This is a genomic window from Brevibacterium ihuae, from assembly GCF_900184225.1.
GTDB lineage: Bacteria > Actinomycetota > Actinomycetes > Actinomycetales > Brevibacteriaceae > Brevibacterium > Brevibacterium ihuae.
On the sequence record NZ_FXWZ01000002.1, the window covers coordinates 239679 to 256277 of the forward strand.

A 16599-nucleotide genomic window follows, 5' to 3' on the forward strand; every position below is an offset into this window, starting at 1 on the left:
GATCCTTCGTTAGGGGTCTCAGGCGCTGAGTTCGAGTGGGATGTCGGTGTCGGTGCTCACCTCGTCTCCGGTGTTCTCGACGGCCGTGAGTCGGCAACGGGCCAGGACCTCGAGCCCGAGGTAGCGGCGCCCTTCGGCCCATTCATCGGTCTGCTCAGCCAGCACCGCCCCGACCAGCCGCACGATCGCGGACCGATTAGGGAAGATCCCCACGGCGTCGGTCCGGCGACGGATCTCACGGTTGAGCCTCTCGGCAGGGTTGTTCGACCAGATCTGGGCCCAGACATCCTTCGGGAACGTGGTAAAGGCCAGGATGTCCGCCCGCGCCACGTCGAGATGCTCGCCGACCTGCGGCAGCTTCTCAGTCACGTAGTCCAAGAGCCGATCGAACTGGGCATCCACGGCCGCGGCGTCGGGCTGGTCGTACACGCTGTGCATCATCGCCTTCACCGCCGGCCACATGGACTTCGGGGTGATGCCCATCAGGTTCGCCGCGTAGTGAGTCCGGCAGCGCTGCCACACCGCGCCGGGCAGATTCGCAGCGATCGCGTCCTTCAACCCGGCGTGGGCGTCGGACGTGACCAGACGGACCCCAGCCAGCCCACGGGCGACGAGGTCAGCGAAGAACTCGTTCCACGCCGCCCCTGTCTCACTGGTGGCCACCCGCAGTCCGAGGACCTCTCGGTGACCATCACCGTTGACGCCAGTGGCCAGCAGGGCGACGGCGTTGACCACCCGTCCGTTCTCGCGGACCTTCATCGTCAGCGCGTCGGCGGCGACGAACGTGAACGGGCCGGACTCATCGAGGGGCCGGTGGCGGAAAGCCTCGACCTGCTCATCGAGATCCGCTGCCATCCGGGAGACCTGGGACTTCGACAACGCGTTGATGCCCAGGGTCTTGACGAGCTTGTCCATCCGTCTCGTGGAGACTCCGGCGAGGTAGCAGTCCGCGATGACCGTGATCAGAGCCGACTCTGCACGCTTGCGGCGCTCGAGCAGCCATTCCGGGAAGTACGTGCCTTGTCGCAGCTTCGGGATGGCCACGTCGAGCGTCCCGACCCGGGTGTCGAGCTCCCGGTGGCGGTAGCCGTTACGCCTGGCCGTCCGGTCCGGGGAGGACTTGCCCCACTCGGCACCAACAACGGCATCGGCGTCCGCGGACAGCAGGGTATTGATCATGGTCTGCAGCAGGGTACGCATCATGTCCGGGGAGGCTTCGGACAGGGCTTCACCCAGCAGGCCGGCAGGGTCGATAATGTGAGGAGCGGTCATCGTTGTGACTCCGTTCGAGGATTCTTGGAAGGTTGACTCGAAGGATCACACGGTGGCCGCGTCCACATCAGGAGCGATGTGCCCGGGCCTCCGTGCGTTACACCACTCTATGGGGCACTACCCGGGGGCGACAGATTTCAGGAATGCTTCGGGGTTGTGCGCGGCGTGCAATGACGTGAAGGAGAACCCGGGGTGGACGCACGAGGCGGACCCCGGCCGGCTCATCGTCACGACCCCGACCGGTGCGCGCTATGAGGCGGCCACGCCGCCGTCGATCGGACGAGCGTACTGGCAACCAGCACACTCGCCTCCCAGCCGTGGTGCACCCCCACCACAGGGCGCACCGGCGGCTTCCGACCAGGGCGATCTGCTGCCCGATGGGGCGGGCGGCAGCGCCCGTGCCCCAGTTGTGCGGCTCATCCGACTGCGGCCGCCGGTCGCCGGACCGGGAGCCGGGTACCGGCGGGGGAGTGCGCAGGAGAAATGGTTCCGTGCGTACCTCAGCGCCCACCGTGCCGGATGAACGGGCCTGAACCTCGAGGAGACGGTGTGCTTTCCGCGGGTCGGCTCGTGGCCGACGGTCGACTACGACCCGCGAGCTCGACCCGGGCCAGGGGCTCAAGGGTACCCACACCCACCGCGAGATCACCGACGAGCAGATCGTCGAAGAGCTGGAACTGATGTTCCACGACCACGATGTCCTGACCGCACAGCTGGAGCGCGCCGGTTTCGAGCTCACCGCTGTGGGTGGCGACTGGCGCCGGACGCCCTTCGACGGCACCCAGCCGATCACGGTTCTCGAGGCGCGCGCAGCAGCACCCCACGGCTGTGAGCACGGACAGCGCACAGAGTGTGGAGATGGCACGCTCCGGCGCCGACGACCGGTCACCTGCCGGTTCGGAACGGTCGCGTGCCGATTCGGAATGCATGTTGTTCTCGAATTGGAACGGACGGTGGCACGGATTCCCCGGGACTGCCGCTAACCTGGATCTGTCACGACCACGAATCATCCCTGCGAGCGCAGAAAGTGCAGGCGCAACGATGTCCTCTCCCCAGAACCCGTACGGATCCGATCCGAACAACCCGTACGGCAACCAGTACGATCCGCAGAATCCCGGCCAGTACGGGTCCGACCAGAGCTACCAGGCGCCGCAGTACGGCTCCCAGCCCGGCGGCTACGGCGACCAGCAGGCCGACCCCTACGGCGGGCAGACCGGCGGGTACGGCGATCAGTACGGAAGCCAGCCGGAGTACCAGGCGGCCGGCGCCTACGATCAGCAGGGATATGACCAGCAGGGATACGGCAGCGGTCCGCAGGGATACGGTTCGAACGATCAGTTCTCCCCGGCCTACGGGGGCAGCGATCCCTACAACTCGGGCTACGGCTATGGCGGCGGCGATTCGAAGTCGAAGAACATCTGGGGCATCCTCGCCCTCGTCGCCGGCATCATCGCGCTGCTGACCTCGTTCGGCGCCATCATCCCCGTCGCCGGCATCTTCATCGGCATCGTCGGGCTCGTCATCGGCATCCTCGCCGTGATCTTCGGCTTCGTCGGGATGGGCGCGGCCAAGAAGGGCACCGCGACGAATCGCGGGCTGAGCCTCACCGGCCTCATCCTCGGCGCGATCGCGATCCTGCTGTCCATCGTGCTCGCGATCGTCAGCACGGTCTGGCTCGTCGATCAGGTCGGGCAGACGAGCAGCGCCATCACCACCCCGACCAGCGCGCCGTCGAATCCCGGTGGAGACCCGACCCAGGAGCCGAGCGAGCCGGTCGAGGAGACCACGGCGCCCGGCTCGGAGGAGAGCGCCGAGGCGCCCCCGGCCGCCTCGGGCGACGGCGTGACGCTCACCGACGGAGTGACGATGGCCGTCTCGGTCGGCCCCGACCAGGTCGAGGACTTCGCCGCACCGAACACCGGCGGCGAGATCGCCCGCGTCGAGTTCACCATCGACAACACCTCGGGCACCGACTTCGACCCCGGGTTCCCCATGGTCGAGTGCACCTACTCGGGAGGCACCTGCGAGGACGTGTTCAACGGCGCGGAGTACGACGGCGGACTCTCCTTCGACGTCGTCCCCGCCGGGGAGTCGAAGACCTTCGTCATGGGCTTCGAGGTCCCCGAGGCGGACATCGACTCGCTCGAGCTCGAGGTCACCATCGCCAACTCGGACCAGGGCTACGACAGCCCGTACACCTTCACCCGCGGCTGATCCGCGCTGCGACCGACGGGGTCGTCCGCTCCCTCCCCGGGACGGGCGGCCCTGTCGGCGTCCCCGGCCCCGCCGCGCGCACGGCGATGTCCGGGGTACGGGATAGACTGCTCTACGCGTTCGCATGACGCCCCACCCAGCGGGCCGCACCGTCCGGCGGACTGTACCGTCCGGCGGGCCGCACATCGCCGGAACACCCACCGACAGACCACCCACCGCCAGAACAAGGAGCTCCACCGTGGCCGACACCATTCATCTCGACGGATCCGCCATCCCGTTCGAGGAGGGGATGACCGGGACCACGGTGTACGGCGACCGGGCGGAGGTCGTCGCGATCCGGCTCAACGGCGAACCGGCCGATCTCCAGCGGACGCTCGCGCCCGGTGACTCCGTCGAGGCGATCACCCTCGCCGACCAGGACGGCCTCGACATCCTGCGGCACTCGACCGCCCACGTCGTGGCGCAGGCGGTCCAGGAGCTCTTCCCCGGCACTCGGCTGGGCATCGGACCGTACATCACCGACGGCTTCTACTACGACTTCCGGGCGGCCGAGCCCTTCACCCCCGAGGACCTCAAGGCGATCGAGAAGAAGGCCCAGCGCATCGTCAAGGAGGGGCAGACGTTCCACCGCGCGGTCGTCACCGACGACGAGGCGCGCGCCCGCCTGGCGGACGAGCCCTACAAGCTCGAGCTCGTCGCCGACAAGGGCCGCGCCGCGCACGACGACGAGGCCTCCGTCGAGGTCGGCGCGGGCGATCTCACGATCTACGAGAACCGGAACCGCAAGGACGAGGTCGTGTGGGAGGACCTGTGCCGCGGGCCCCACCTGCCGAGCACCAAGCTCATCGGCAACGGCTTCGCGGTGACGAAGTCCTCGGCCGCGTACTGGCGCGGCGACCAGGCCAACGACACCCTGCAGCGCGTCTACGGCACCGCGTGGGCGACGAAGGACGACCTCAAGGCGTACCAGCAGCGCATCGCCGAGGCGGAGAAGCGCGACCACCGCAGGCTCGGCATCGAGCTCGACCTCTACTCCTTCCCCGACGAGATCGGCTCCGGACTGCCGGTGTTCCACCCCAAGGGCGGCATCATCAAGCGCGAGATGGAGGACTACGTCCGGCGGCGGCACGTCGAGGAGGGCTTCGAGTACGTCGGCACCCCGCACATCTCCAAGGAGGAGCTCTTCCGCACCTCGGGCCATCTCCCGTACTACGCGGACACGATGTTCCCGCCGATGACCGTCGACGAGGTCGTCGGCGACGACGGCGCCGTCGTCAAACCGGGCATGCCGTACTACCTCAAGGCGATGAACTGCCCGATGCACAACCTCATCTTCCGCGCCCGCGGTCGCTCGTACCGCGAGCTGCCCATGCGGCTGTTCGAGTTCGGTCACGTGTACCGCTACGAGAAGTCCGGAGTCATCCACGGCCTCACCCGGGTGCGCGGCTTCGCGCAGGACGACTCGCACTCCTACGTCACCGAGGAGCAGGCGCCCGACGAGATCCGGCATCTCCTCGACTTCATCCTCGGCCTGCTCCGCGACTTCGGCCTCGACGACTTCTACCTCGAGCTCTCCACGCGCGACCCGGAGAGCGACAAATTCATCGGGTCGGACGAGCAGTGGGCGAAGGCCACCGCAGTGCTCGAGGAGGTGTGCTCCGGGACCGGTCTCGAACTCGTCCCCGATCCCGGCGGCGCGGCATACTACGGACCCAAGGTGTCGGTGCAGGCGCGGGATGCGATCGGCCGCACCTGGCAGATGTCGACGATCCAGTACGACTTCAACCAGCCCGAGCGCTTCGGCCTCGAGTACCAGGCCGCCGACGGCACCCGCAAGCAGCCGGTGATGATCCACGCCGCGAAGTTCGGTTCGATCGAGCGCTTCATGGGCGTCCTCGTCGAGCACTACGCCGGGGCGTTCCCGGTGTGGCTGGCCCCCGTCCAGGTCGTCTGCGTCCCCGTCGCCGAACCCTTCGTGCCCTATCTCAAGGAGTTCGCCGACCGGCTGCGCGCCGCCGGGGTGCGGGTCGAGGTCGACGACTCCGACGACCGGATGCCGAAGAAGATCCGCACCGCGACGAAGGAGAAGGTCCCCTTCATCCTCATCGCCGGGGGAGAGGACCAGGCGGCCGGTTCGGTGTCGTTCCGGTTCCGCGACGGCAGCCAGGAGAACGGCGTACCGCTCGATGCGGCTCTCGAGAAGATCACCTCCGCGATCGCATCGAAGGCGCAGGTGTGAGATGAGCGAGCGCCCCGAGATCCCCGAACCCGAGGCGGCCGGCGGCTTCCCCGGGGAGCCGGACGGGCTCCAGCGCCTGTGGACCCCGCACCGCATGGTCTACATCGGCGGGCAGGACAAGCCGGCCGACGGGAGCGAGCAGGCGTGCCCGTTCTGCGCCGCACCGGAGAAGTCCGACGCGGACGGCCTCGTCGTCGCCCGCGGCACCACCGTGTACGCCGTGCTCAACCTCTACCCGTACAACCCCGGTCACCTGCTCGTGTGCCCGTACCGCCACGTCGCCGACTACACCGATCTCACCCCCGAGGAGACGACCGAGCTCGCGGAGTTCACCCAGCGCGCGATGCGGGTCATCCGCTCGGTGTCCGCACCGGCCGGATTCAACATCGGGATGAACCAGGGCCAGCTCGCGGGAGCCGGCATCGCCGCCCACCTCCACCAGCACCTCGTGCCCCGCTGGATGGGCGACGCGAACTTCCTCCCCATCGTCGCGCACACCAAGGCGCTGCCCCAGGTGCACTCCCAGGTGCAGGAGCTCTACGCGGAGGCGTGGAACACCGTATGAGACCTTCCGACATCTCCCTCCTCCACTCCGTGTCCGGACCCGTCGTCGACCCGGCCGCTCCGGAGACCGTGCTCGTCTCGATCGGCCGCCCCGATCCCGACTCCGACAGCACGCTCGCCCAGCTCGCCGCCGTCCGCATCGACGGTCCCGACGCGGACGACGCACCGCCCGTGCGGGTCACCCACGGCTGGCACGATGCGCAGCTGCAGATCGCCGGCGGGGTCCGCGGCCTCCTGCGCTCCGCGCACGGCGAACCCGCACAGCTCCATCTCGCCTCTCCCGGCGCCGAGCTGCGCCCCGTGACGGACGCACCGCTCGGGGTCACCGCGTTCGCGCTGTGCCCCGACGGGGCGGAGGCCGCCTGGGTGGCGCGGGTGCCCGAACCCGGACGCTACGGCTCCGATCCGGTCACCGACCCCGAGGCCGAGGCGCCGCGCCGGATCACCGGTGCCGGTCACCTCGCCAACGGCGTCGGGTACATCCTCGACCGGCCCGCCCGGCTGTTCCGCGCCGCCGTCCCCGCGCCCTCGCCGCTCGAGGGCGGCATCGCCGGGATCATCGGCTCCGGCGCGGTCGTCGAGTCCGCAGCGCTGCCGTGGCCCGGATCCGACGTCAGCGATCCGCAGTACTCGCCCTCGGGCGCGATCCTCAGCTTCGTCGCCGATCGGTCCGGACCGGCACCGCACACGGTCGACACCCGCTCGACCGTCTGGATCGTCGACGCGGACTCCGCCGTTGCGCTCGACCTCGGCGAGGTCGCGGTGAGCCGGCACCGCTGGCTCGACGACGACACCCTGGTCTTCACCGCCTCCAGCCGGGAGGGCGGACCGGTCGACTTCGTCGCCCGCACCACCGGCCTCTACCGCCATGAGCGGAGCACCGGCACCACCGAGCGGCTCACCGACGAGGAATCGGTCGAGCTCGCCGCCGATGTCGCACCCGTCCTCTCCGGCGACTCCGTCCTCGCCGTGACCGTGTCCGACGGCGCCCAGCGCATCGTGCGGATCCCGGTCGGGTCCCGGACCGCACCGCTCACCGCGGAGGAGGTCGCGCCGCTCACCCCGGCCGACCACGTCGTCGGCGGACTCGCCGAGCTCCCGGGCGGGGGGCTCGTCTACACCGCCGGGACCCAGCACAGCACGGGCGAGGTGTTCACCGTCGACCGGCCCGGAGCCGCGCCGCGGCAGCGCACCGCGCTGTCCCGCCTCGCGGACCCGGTCGTGCCGCAGCCGCTCACCGCGGACGGCCCCGGCGGCGAGGTGCACGGCTGGGTCGCGATCCCGCGCGGGGACGGGCCGTTCCCCGTGATCCTCAACATCCACGGCGGGCCCTTCGCGCAGTACACCCATGAGCTGTTCGACGAGACCCAGGTGCTCACCGAGGCCGGCTATGCCGTCGTGTACTCCAATCCGCGCGGCTCCGCCGGCCGGGGCCGGGCCTGGGGCCGCGCCGTCCAGGGCGATCTGGCCGACCCCGCCGCCGCCGACGTGCTCGCGGTCCTCGAGGCCGCACTCGCGGCCCATCCGCAGCTCGATCCCGCGCGGCTGGGGATCCAGGGCGGCTCCTACGGCGGCTACCTCACCGCGATGATCATCGGCTCCGACTCCCGGTTCGCGGGTGCGATCGTCGAGCGCGGCTACCTCGTCCCGCAGAGCTTCATCGGCACCTCGGACATCGGGCGCTACTTCTCCGAGGGGTACACCGGCACCGACCCGGAGCAGATCGCCCGGCAGTCGCCGCTCACCCGTGTGGGCTCGGTCGACACCCCGACGCTCGTCATGCACTCCGAGCTCGACTTCCGCTGCCCGCTCGAACAGGCCCTGCAGTACTTCGCGGCGCTCCAGCGCGCCGGCGTCGACAGCGAGCTGCTGATCTTCCCCGGGGAGAACCACGAGCTGTCCCGCTCCGGCCGCCCGGTCCACCGCGTGCAGCGGTTCGACGCGGTCCTCGACTGGTGGGAGCGGGTCTTCTCCGGGAGCGCCGGATCCGCTCCGCGGCGCGGGGTCGGCGGGCATGTCCGCGAAGCCGGCGGGCATGTCCGCGCGACCGGCGGGCTGGTCTGAGCGCATGCTCAACAGCATCGCCAGACGAGCGTTCACCGCGCTCTTCACCCCGGTCGCGCGGCTGCTGCTGCGCCTCGGGCTCAGTCCGGACGCGGTGACGATCATCGGCACGCTGGGCGTGTGCGCCGGCGCGCTCGTCGGGTACCCGGCAGGACACCTGTTCTGGGGCACGGTCGTCATCACCTTCTTCGTGTTCGGCGACATGCTCGACGGCATCATGGCCCGGCTCGCGGACCGCCGGTCGACCTGGGGCGCATTCCTCGACTCGACCCTCGACCGGTTCGCCGACTCCGCCGTGTTCGTCGGCATCGCCCTGTGGTACTTCCTCGGTGCGGACGACCCGCTCACCGCGCTGCTGGCGCTCGGCGTGCTCGTCACCGGCTCGATCGTGTCCTACGTCCGGGCCAAGGCCGAAGGACTCGGAGTGACCGCCGCCGGCGGCATCGCAGAACGGGCCGACCGGCTGCTCGTCACCCTCGTCGTCACCGGCCTCGTCGGCCTCGGCCTGCCCGACGTCGTCCTCACCGTCGCGCTCGCGATCCTCATGCTCCTGTGCTCGATCACCATCGGCCAGCGGATCGTCGCCGTCCATCGCCAGCTCGCCCCGGAGGAGGGCCGATGAGGGGAGTGCGGAGGGCCTCGCGCGTGGTCCTGCTCAACGGCGCCGGAGAGGTGTTCCTGCTCCACGCCCGCGACCTCCATGACGACTCCCGCCGCTGGTGGCTCACGTGCGGCGGGGGAGCGGAGATGGGGGAGACCCCGGAGCAGACTGCGGCGCGCGAGCTCGCCGAGGAGACCGGTCTCGTGTGCGAACCCGGCGAGCTCCTCGGCCCCCTCGCCACCCGGCGGGCGGTCATGGAGTTCTCCGAGCGCACGCTCCATCAGGACGAGGTGTTCTACGGTCTCCAGTGCGAGGACGAGATCGACCTCGCCGACGCGGTGTGGACCGAGGTGGAGAAGGCGTCGATCGTCGGAGCCCGCTGGTGGACCCGGGACGAGCTCCGGGCGACGAGCGCGACCGTGCACCCGCCGCGGCTCATCGAGCTCATGGATCTCGTGCTCGCGGGCACCGCGCCTGACACGCCGCTCGACCTCGACCGCGGCCCCGACGCTAGAATGATCCCCTGACCCCATCCCGCTCGACGAATCAACGGAGGCACATCCGTGGCAGGACACTCCAAATGGGCCACGACGAAGCACAAGAAGGCGGCCATCGACGCCAAGCGCGGCAAGCTGTTCGCGAAGCTCGTCAAGAACATCGAGGTCGCGGCCCGCAACGGCGGACCCGACCCCGAGGGCAACCCGACGCTGTACGACGCGATCCAGAAGGCCAAGAAGTCCTCCGTCCCCGGTGACAACATCGATCGGGCGGTCAAGCGCGGCGGCGGCCTCGACGGCGGCGGTGTCGACTACCAGACGATCATGTACGAGGGCTACGGCGCCGGCGGCGTCGCCCTCCTCATCGAGTGCCTCACCGACAACCGCAACCGTGCGGCCTCCGAGGTGCGCGTCGCCGTCACCCGCAACGGCGGCTCGATGGCCGACCCGGGATCGGTGGCCTACAACTTCAACCGCAAGGGCGTCGTCACGGTGCCCGCCGCGGGGACGGACGAGGACGCGATCCTCGAAGCGACCCTCGACGCCGGTGCGGAGGAGGTCAAGGACCAGGGCGAGACGTTCGACATCATCAGCGAGGCGACCGACCTCGTCGCGGTGCGCACCGCGCTCCAGGAGGCCGGCATCGACTACGACAGCGCCGATGCCGCGTTCGTCCCCACCGTCGAGGTGCCCCTCGACGCGGATACCGCGCGCAAGGTGTTCTCGCTCATCGACGTCCTCGACGACCTCGATGACGTGCAGAACGTCTACACCAACGCCGATGTCTCCGACGAGGTCCTCGCAGCCCTCGACGCGGGCTGATGCGCATCCTCGGCGTCGACCCCGGGCTCACCCGGTGCGGGCTCGGGGTCATCGACTCCGGACCGGCCCGCACTGCGCGCCTCGTGGCGGTCGACGTCGTGCGCACCCCGGCCGACGACTCCGTGGACGTCCGTCTCGGCACCCTCGCCGAGGCGTTCGACGGCTGGCTCGACACGCACCGGCCCGACGTCGTGAGCATCGAGCGGGTGTTCGCGCGCAACGACGTGTCGACGATCATCGGCACCGCGCAGGTGTCCGGACTCACCATGGGGCTCGCCGCCCGCCGCGGCATCCCCGTCGCGATGCACACCCCGTCCGAGGTGAAGGCCGCGATCACCGGCAGCGGACGGGCCGACAAGAAGCAGATGACCCGCATGGTCACGCGGATCCTCCGGCTCGACGAGCCGCCGAGGCCCGCGGACGCCGCCGACGCCCTCGCGCTTGCGATCTGCCACCTGTGGCGCGGGGCGACCGCCGCCACCTCGACCCCCGGTCCGACGAAGGACCTCCTCGCCCGCCGCGCCGCGACCCGGCAGGGCGCCGGCCTCACCCGCGCACAGGAGCAGTGGGCGGCGGCGCTGCGGAGCACCCGGCGCTGAAGCGGCGGTCCCCGGCGGGCGGACGCGCCGAGCGGAGCGGGCCTGCCGGGTCGGAGCACGGTCCACCGGATAGACTCGTATTCGTACATCCGTTCCCACAGGAGTCCGCGTGATCACCCTTCTCTCCGGCCGCGTCCACTCCGTGCGCGCCGACAGCCTCACCGTCGTCACCGCCGGCATCGGGCGCCGCGTCCACGTCACCCCGCAGACTGCCGCCGACGTCCGCCACGGACAGGAGGTCGACCTCCACGCGGTGCTCGTCGTGCGCGAGGACTCGCTCACGCTGTACGGCTTCGCCGTCGAGGACGAGCGCGATCTCTTCGAGACCCTGCAGACGATCTCCGGGATCGGGCCGCGCCTCGCCCTCGCGGTACTCAGCGTGCTCAGCCCGGACGAGCTCCGCGCGGCGATCGCCGCCGGTGATCAGGCCCCGCTGACGAAGGTCCCGGGGGTCGGCAAGAAGGTCGCCGCCCGTCTCATGCTCGAGCTCGCCGGGAAGATCGACACGAGCGTCGCCGCGCCCGCACCGGGCCGCGCCTCGGCCGCCCCGCCGGCGGTCGCCGCGCAGGTGGTCGACGCCCTCGTCGGCCTCGGCTGGCGCCCGGCCCAGGCCGAGTCCGCGGTCGAGGACACCGCCGCCGGGCTCGACGACCCGACCGTCTCAGAACTCCTCAAGGCCGCGCTCCGCGCGCTCGGAGCACGCGCATGAGCGACCGCAGCTACGAGGTGGACTTCGGCGCGGACGAGCCGACCGGGGCCGAGCTCGAGCGGCTGACCCGGGCCGGGGCCGGCGAGGTCGAGCGCGCCGCGGAGGCCGCGCTCCGCCCCAAGGGCATGGCGGACTTCATCGGGCAGCCGCAGGTGCGCGAGCAGCTCTCCCTCGTCCTCGATGCCGCCGCCGCGCGCGGGCGTGCCCCCGACCACGTCCTGCTGTCCGGTCCGCCAGGGCTCGGCAAGACGACGCTGGCGATGATCATCGCCCACGAGATGCGCTCCCAGATCCGCATCACCTCCGGTCCGGCGGTGCAGCACGCCGGCGATCTCGCCGCCATCCTGTCCTCGCTCGAGGAAGGCGAGGTGCTCTTCATCGACGAGATCCACCGGATGGCCCGCGCGGCCGAGGAGATGCTCTACGTCGCGATGGAGGACTTCCGCGTCGACGTCATCGTCGGCAAGGGTCCCGGGGCGACCGCGATCCCGCTCGACCTCCCGCCCTTCACCCTCGTCGGCGCCACGACCCGCTCGGGACTCCTGCCGGCGCCCCTGCGCGATCGCTTCGGCTTCACCGGGCACCTCGACTTCTACACCGCCGCGGACCTGCAGACCGTGCTCGTCCGCTCCGCCGGCATGCTCGGCATGGAGTCCACCGAATCCGGACTCGCGGAGATCGCCTCGCGTTCCCGCGGCACGCCCCGCATCGCCAACCGGCTGCTGCGCCGGGTCCGGGACTGGGCGCAGGTGCGCGGCACCGGGGTCGTCGACCGGGAGGCCGCGCGCGCGGCGCTCGAGGTCTACGAGGTCGACGACCGCGGTCTCGACCGCCTCGACCGCGCGGTCCTCACCATCCTGTGCACCCGGTTCGCCGGCGGGCCGGTGGGCCTGAGCACGCTCGCGGTGTCCGTCGCGGAGGAGCCGGAGACCGTCGAGGAGGTCGCTGAGCCGTTCCTCGTGCGCGAGGGCCTGATCTCGCGCACACCGCGCGGACGCATCGTCACCGCCGAGGGGTGGCGGCACCTCGGGCTCGAGCCCGGCGACCCCGCGCTCGACCTCGGCGTCTGAACCCGACAGCACCGCCGGAAGGGGACCGCGACGGCCGCCCCGTCCGGCGGCCCGGCGATTGGGACTGAGACAGCCGCCCCAGTACACTGGAGCACTGGTCCGCACACTGCGGGCTCTCGCGCGGATCGCGTGCGAGCCCACACACCCTCAGCGAAAGGCTGGTCCTCTCCGTGGACATCCTCCTTCTCGTCGCGCTCGGCGCGCTGCTGATCTTCTTCATGTTCAACTCGCGCAAGAAGCAGCAGGCCCGGATGCAGCAGATCTCCGACAACCTCGTCCCCGGCGTCGAGGTGATGACGACCTTCGGCGTCTTCGGCACCGTCGTCGCCGTCGACAGCGAGAAGATGGAGGTCACTCTCGAGAGCGGGCCCGGAACCGTGATCCGCGTCCACCGGCAGGCGATCGGTCAGATCCAGACCCCCGTCGAGGCCGCCGACGCGCCCCCGGCCGTCGACGCCGAGCCCGGTGAACCGGGTGCTGCGAGTGATCCGGTGGTCGACACCACGGAGCCTGCGAGCTCCGACGCTGCGGTCGAGGAGACCGCCGAGGAGGCCGAGCGCCGTCGCATCACCGACGCCGAGCTCGACGCGATCAACGAGGCGCGCCGCCGGGAGCAGGCCGCCGGAGCGGGTTCGACTGCGGACGACGTCGACCCCGACGACACCCCGGGCGAGTCCCGCCGCTGATCACGCAAGGCCCCACCACTGACGAACGGAAAGCCGATCTGTGTCCGCACCTGTGAATAAGCCCCGTCCGGGACTGCGCTTCACCTGGCTGGGAATCCTCACAGCAGGTCTCATCGCGCTCATCGTCGGCGGTTCGATCTGGTCGAACGCCTCGTGGAATCCCAACCTCGCACTCGACCTCGAGGGCGGCACCTCGATCATCCTCGAGCCCCAGGTCGAGGACGCGGACGTGACGACCGAGCAGCTCGAGCAGGCGGTCTCGATCATCCGCCAGCGCGTCGACGCGACCGGCGTCTCCGAGGCCGAGATCACCACCCAGGGCGACCGCAACATCGTCGTCAACCTCCCGGGCAACCCGGACGAGGAGACCCGCGATCTCGTGCGCTCCTCCGCGCAGCTCGCCTTCCGCCGCGTCGCCGTCGTCGCGGCCCCCGAACCGCAGACCGAGGAGGCCCCCGCCGAGGAGGAGGACCCGGCCGGTCCCGAGCTCACCGACGAGGAGCAGCAGCGCCTCGACGAGCTGCTCGGCGGCGGAGGGGACGCCGCGCCCGAGGACCAGCCCGCCGGCGGCGGCGAGGTGACCGGCCCGGCCCCCGCGACCGCCGAGGACCGCGGAGTCGCCGACGAACCCGCCCACGCCGGGGGAGCGGTGCCCGGCCCCGCCGGCTCGAACGAGGACGCCCCCGCCGAGGATGCACCGGCGGAGGAGGCTCCCGCAGAGGGTGCCGCCGAGACCTTCCCGCGCTTCGATCCGCTCACGGACACGACGTGGATGAACGAGGAGATCCTCGCCCGGTTCGCCGAGCTCGACTGCACCGATCCCGCCAACCGCACCGGCGGCGACAGCGGCGCCGCCGACGAGCCGATCGTGTCCTGCGCCCAGGACGGCTCGGCGAAGTTCGTCCTCGGCCCCGTCGAGCTCGATGGCTCCCACGTCACCGATGCGAGCTTCGGCTACGAGGTCTCCTCGGCCGGCACGCAGACGAACAACCTCGCTGTCACCCTCGAGTTCGACGACTACGGCACCGAGGTGTTCGGCCAGATCACCGGAGCGATCACCGGCCAGCAGCCGCCGTACAACCAGTTCGCGATCGTCCTCGACGGCCTCGTGCTGTCGGCACCCGAATCCCGCACCCCGGTCCTCGACGGCCGGGCGCAGATCACCGGCACCTTCTCCCAGGAGGAGGCGGAGACGCTCGCCAACCAGCTCAAGAACGGCGCGCTGCCGATCAGCTTCCAGGTGCAGAGCGAGCAGCAGATCTCGCCGACGCTCGGCGCCGATTACCTCGCCAAGGGCGTGCTCGCCGGCGTCATCGGTCTGCTCCTCGTCGTCGTGTACTCGCTGTTCCAGTACCGCGCACTCGGCCTCGTCACCGTCTCCAGCCTCGTCGTGGCGGGAGTGCTGACGTACCTCCTGCTCCTCCTCGTGTCGTGGCGCTACGGGTACCGGCTGTCGCTCGCAGGCGTCGCCGGCATCATCGTCGGCATCGGCATGACGGCGGACTCCTTCATCGTGTACTTCGAGCGCGTGCGCGACGAGATCCGCTCCGGCCGTCGGCTGCTGTCGGCGGTGGAGATCGGCTGGGACCGCGCGAAGCGCACGATCTACGCCTCGAAGGCCGTGAATATGCTCGCCGCGGTCATCCTCTACATCCTCGCCGTCGGCAACGTCCGCGGCTTCGCCTTCACCCTCGGCCTCACCGTCATCGTCGACATCCTCGTCGTCGTCCTCTTCACCCACCCGATGCTCCAGGTGCTCGCCCGCACCCGGTTCTTCGGAGAGGGGCACCGGATGTCCGGCATGGACCCCCGCCAGCTCGGCGTGTCCCAGGCCGCCTACCGCGGCGCGATGGGGCTCGACCTCGAGAAGGCACGGGCGAAGTCGACGAAGCGCGGCTCCGGCCGCGAGGCCGAGCGTCGCCAGGCGGCCGCCGAGAGGAAGCGCGCCGGCACCGCCGGCCGCAGCCTCGCCGAGCGCAAGTCGGGGAGGACCCTGGCCGGACGCTCGGGCGGCACCGCGCTGCTCGACTCCGACGCGCCGGAGTCGACCGACGCAGCCGTTGACGAGACCTCGGCCAGCGCCGAGGACACGGGGCTCTCGCTCGCCGAGCGCAAGGCACGCGCCCGCCGGCAGGGCGCCGGGGATGCCGATCCGGACGGAGAAGGGAACCGATGATGAAGAAGTTCTTCGCCTGGGGCAACGACCTTCACAGCGGTCGCACCTCGATCCCGTTCGTCGGGCGGACGAAGCTCTGGCTGACGATCGCCGGCGCCCTCGTCATCGCCTCGATGATCGTGCCGCTGGTGGGCGGCTTCAACTTCGGCATCGCCTTCACCGGCGGCTCGGAGTTCCACGTGGCCAACACGAGCGAGACGGACGAGAGCGTCGGCACCGAGGCGATCACCGCGGTCGTGCCCGGCGCGGAGCCGAACGTCGTCCCGACCTCCGACACCGCTCTGCGGATCACGACGAACCAGCTCTCCGACGCGGAGATGCAGGAGGTGCGCGAAGCGCTCGTGTCCGCCTACGGCGTGGACAACGAGGACGTCACCTCGACGTTCGTGGGCCCCACGTGGGGCCAGGACGTCACCGAGAAGATGCTCCGCGCGCTCGTGATCTTCGTCGCCATCGCGATGGTCGTCATGGCCCTGTACTTCCGCACGTGGAAGATGTCGCTCGCGGCGATCGTCGGCCTCTTCGTCGTGATGATCGTCACCATGGGGATCTATGCGACGCTCGGCTTCGAGGTCACCCCCGAGGCGATGATCGGATTCCTCACCGTGCTGAGCTTCGCGCTCTACGACACCGTGGTGGTGTTCGACAAGATCCGGGAGAACACCGAGGACTTCGAGTCGAACCGGCGCATGAAGTTCTCCGAGCTCGTCAACCTCGGCATCAACCAGACGACCGTGCGATCGATCAACACCTCGGTGATCTCCGTCCTGCCGATCGGCGCGATCCTCTTCATCGGCGTCGCGCTGCTCGGCGCGGGAACCCTCACCGACATCTCGCTCTCGCTGTTCGTCGGCACGATCGTCGCCGCGCTGTCGACCCTGTTCGTCGCCTCCCCGTTCTACGCGTGGCTCCGCAGCCGCGAGGAGGCGGTCCGCGAGCAGGAGGAGCTCGTCGAGGAGACCCGCGAGCGCCTCGGTCTGCCCGACCGCGCCCCGGTGCTCTTCGAGGACCTCGACGAGGCCAGGTCGGAGCGCGCGGCGACCGCTGGGTCCTGAGCCCCCGGAGTACCAGTACCATGGGGTGAGC

Annotated in this window: 14 protein-coding genes; 13 read left to right on the forward strand and 1 reads right to left on the reverse strand. The window is 70.5% G+C overall.

All coding sequences use genetic code 11. The annotated features are described in order from the left end of the window. Positions 1-18: 18 nt before the first annotated feature. Positions 19-1272 (reverse strand): IS256 family transposase, encoded by a 1254-nt coding sequence (locus C1A17_RS01070; RefSeq protein WP_101649906.1) that lies wholly within the window; start codon positions 1270-1272, stop codon positions 19-21. 1041 nt (positions 1273-2313) lie between these two features. Between C1A17_RS01070 and C1A17_RS01080 the strand changes: the two genes are divergently transcribed. The 13 genes from C1A17_RS01080 (at position 2314) to secF (ending at position 16568) form a co-directional block, all read left to right on the forward strand. Beyond that, positions 2314-3486 carry a hypothetical protein gene (locus C1A17_RS01080; RefSeq protein WP_101649908.1) on the forward strand — a complete coding sequence of 391 codons (1173 nt, stop codon included), beginning with the start codon at positions 2314-2316 and terminating at the stop codon, positions 3484-3486. A gap of 289 nt (positions 3487-3775) precedes the next feature. Then, complete coding sequence (thrS, locus tag C1A17_RS01085; protein WP_425427270.1) at positions 3776-5725, forward strand: threonine--tRNA ligase; 1950 nt, start codon at positions 3776-3778, stop codon at positions 5723-5725. Between the two features lies 1 nt (position 5726). Next, positions 5727-6290 (forward strand): HIT family protein, encoded by a 564-nt coding sequence (locus C1A17_RS01090; RefSeq protein ID WP_101649912.1) that lies wholly within the window; start codon positions 5727-5729, stop codon positions 6288-6290. Further along, positions 6287-8353, forward strand: coding sequence for a S9 family peptidase (locus C1A17_RS01095; protein WP_101649914.1), 2067 nt, complete (start codon positions 6287-6289; stop codon positions 8351-8353). The genes C1A17_RS01090 and C1A17_RS01095 overlap by 4 nt, the downstream gene beginning before the upstream one ends. A gap of 4 nt (positions 8354-8357) precedes the next feature. Then, a complete protein-coding gene (gene pgsA / locus C1A17_RS01100; protein ID WP_101651457.1) occupies positions 8358-8975 on the forward strand; it encodes a phosphatidylinositol phosphate synthase in 618 nt (205 codons plus the stop codon). Further along, complete coding sequence (locus C1A17_RS01105; protein ID WP_101649916.1) at positions 8972-9481, forward strand: NUDIX hydrolase; 510 nt, start codon at positions 8972-8974, stop codon at positions 9479-9481. Before pgsA ends, C1A17_RS01105 begins: the two co-directional genes overlap by 4 nt. Positions 9482-9517: 36 nt before the next feature. Next, positions 9518-10273: a YebC/PmpR family DNA-binding transcriptional regulator gene (locus tag C1A17_RS01110; RefSeq protein ID WP_101649919.1), complete on the forward strand. Its 756-nt coding sequence runs from the start codon at positions 9518-9520 to the stop codon at positions 10271-10273. After that, positions 10273-10872: a crossover junction endodeoxyribonuclease RuvC gene (gene ruvC / locus C1A17_RS01115; RefSeq protein WP_101649921.1), complete on the forward strand. Its 600-nt coding sequence runs from the start codon at positions 10273-10275 to the stop codon at positions 10870-10872. The genes C1A17_RS01110 and ruvC overlap by 1 nt, the downstream gene beginning before the upstream one ends. A 109-nt stretch (positions 10873-10981) precedes the next feature. Next, positions 10982-11581, forward strand: a complete 600-nt coding sequence (gene ruvA / locus C1A17_RS01120; protein ID WP_101649922.1) for a Holliday junction branch migration protein RuvA — start codon at positions 10982-10984, stop codon at positions 11579-11581. Then, positions 11578-12651: a Holliday junction branch migration DNA helicase RuvB gene (ruvB, locus tag C1A17_RS01125; protein WP_101649924.1), complete on the forward strand. Its 1074-nt coding sequence runs from the start codon at positions 11578-11580 to the stop codon at positions 12649-12651. The genes ruvA and ruvB overlap by 4 nt, the downstream gene beginning before the upstream one ends. Positions 12652-12821: 170 nt before the next feature. After that, a complete protein-coding gene (gene yajC / locus C1A17_RS01130) occupies positions 12822-13337 on the forward strand; it encodes a preprotein translocase subunit YajC (RefSeq protein ID WP_245873366.1) in 516 nt (171 codons plus the stop codon). 52 nt (positions 13338-13389) lie between these two features. After that, positions 13390-15513 carry a protein translocase subunit SecD gene (secD, locus tag C1A17_RS01135; protein ID WP_245873368.1) on the forward strand — a complete coding sequence of 708 codons (2124 nt, stop codon included), beginning with the start codon at positions 13390-13392 and terminating at the stop codon, positions 15511-15513. Next, on the forward strand, positions 15513-16568 hold the full coding sequence (secF, locus tag C1A17_RS01140; protein ID WP_101651461.1) for a protein translocase subunit SecF: 1056 nt from the start codon (positions 15513-15515) through the stop codon (positions 16566-16568). The genes secD and secF overlap by 1 nt, the downstream gene beginning before the upstream one ends. Positions 16569-16599 lie beyond the last annotated feature (31 nt).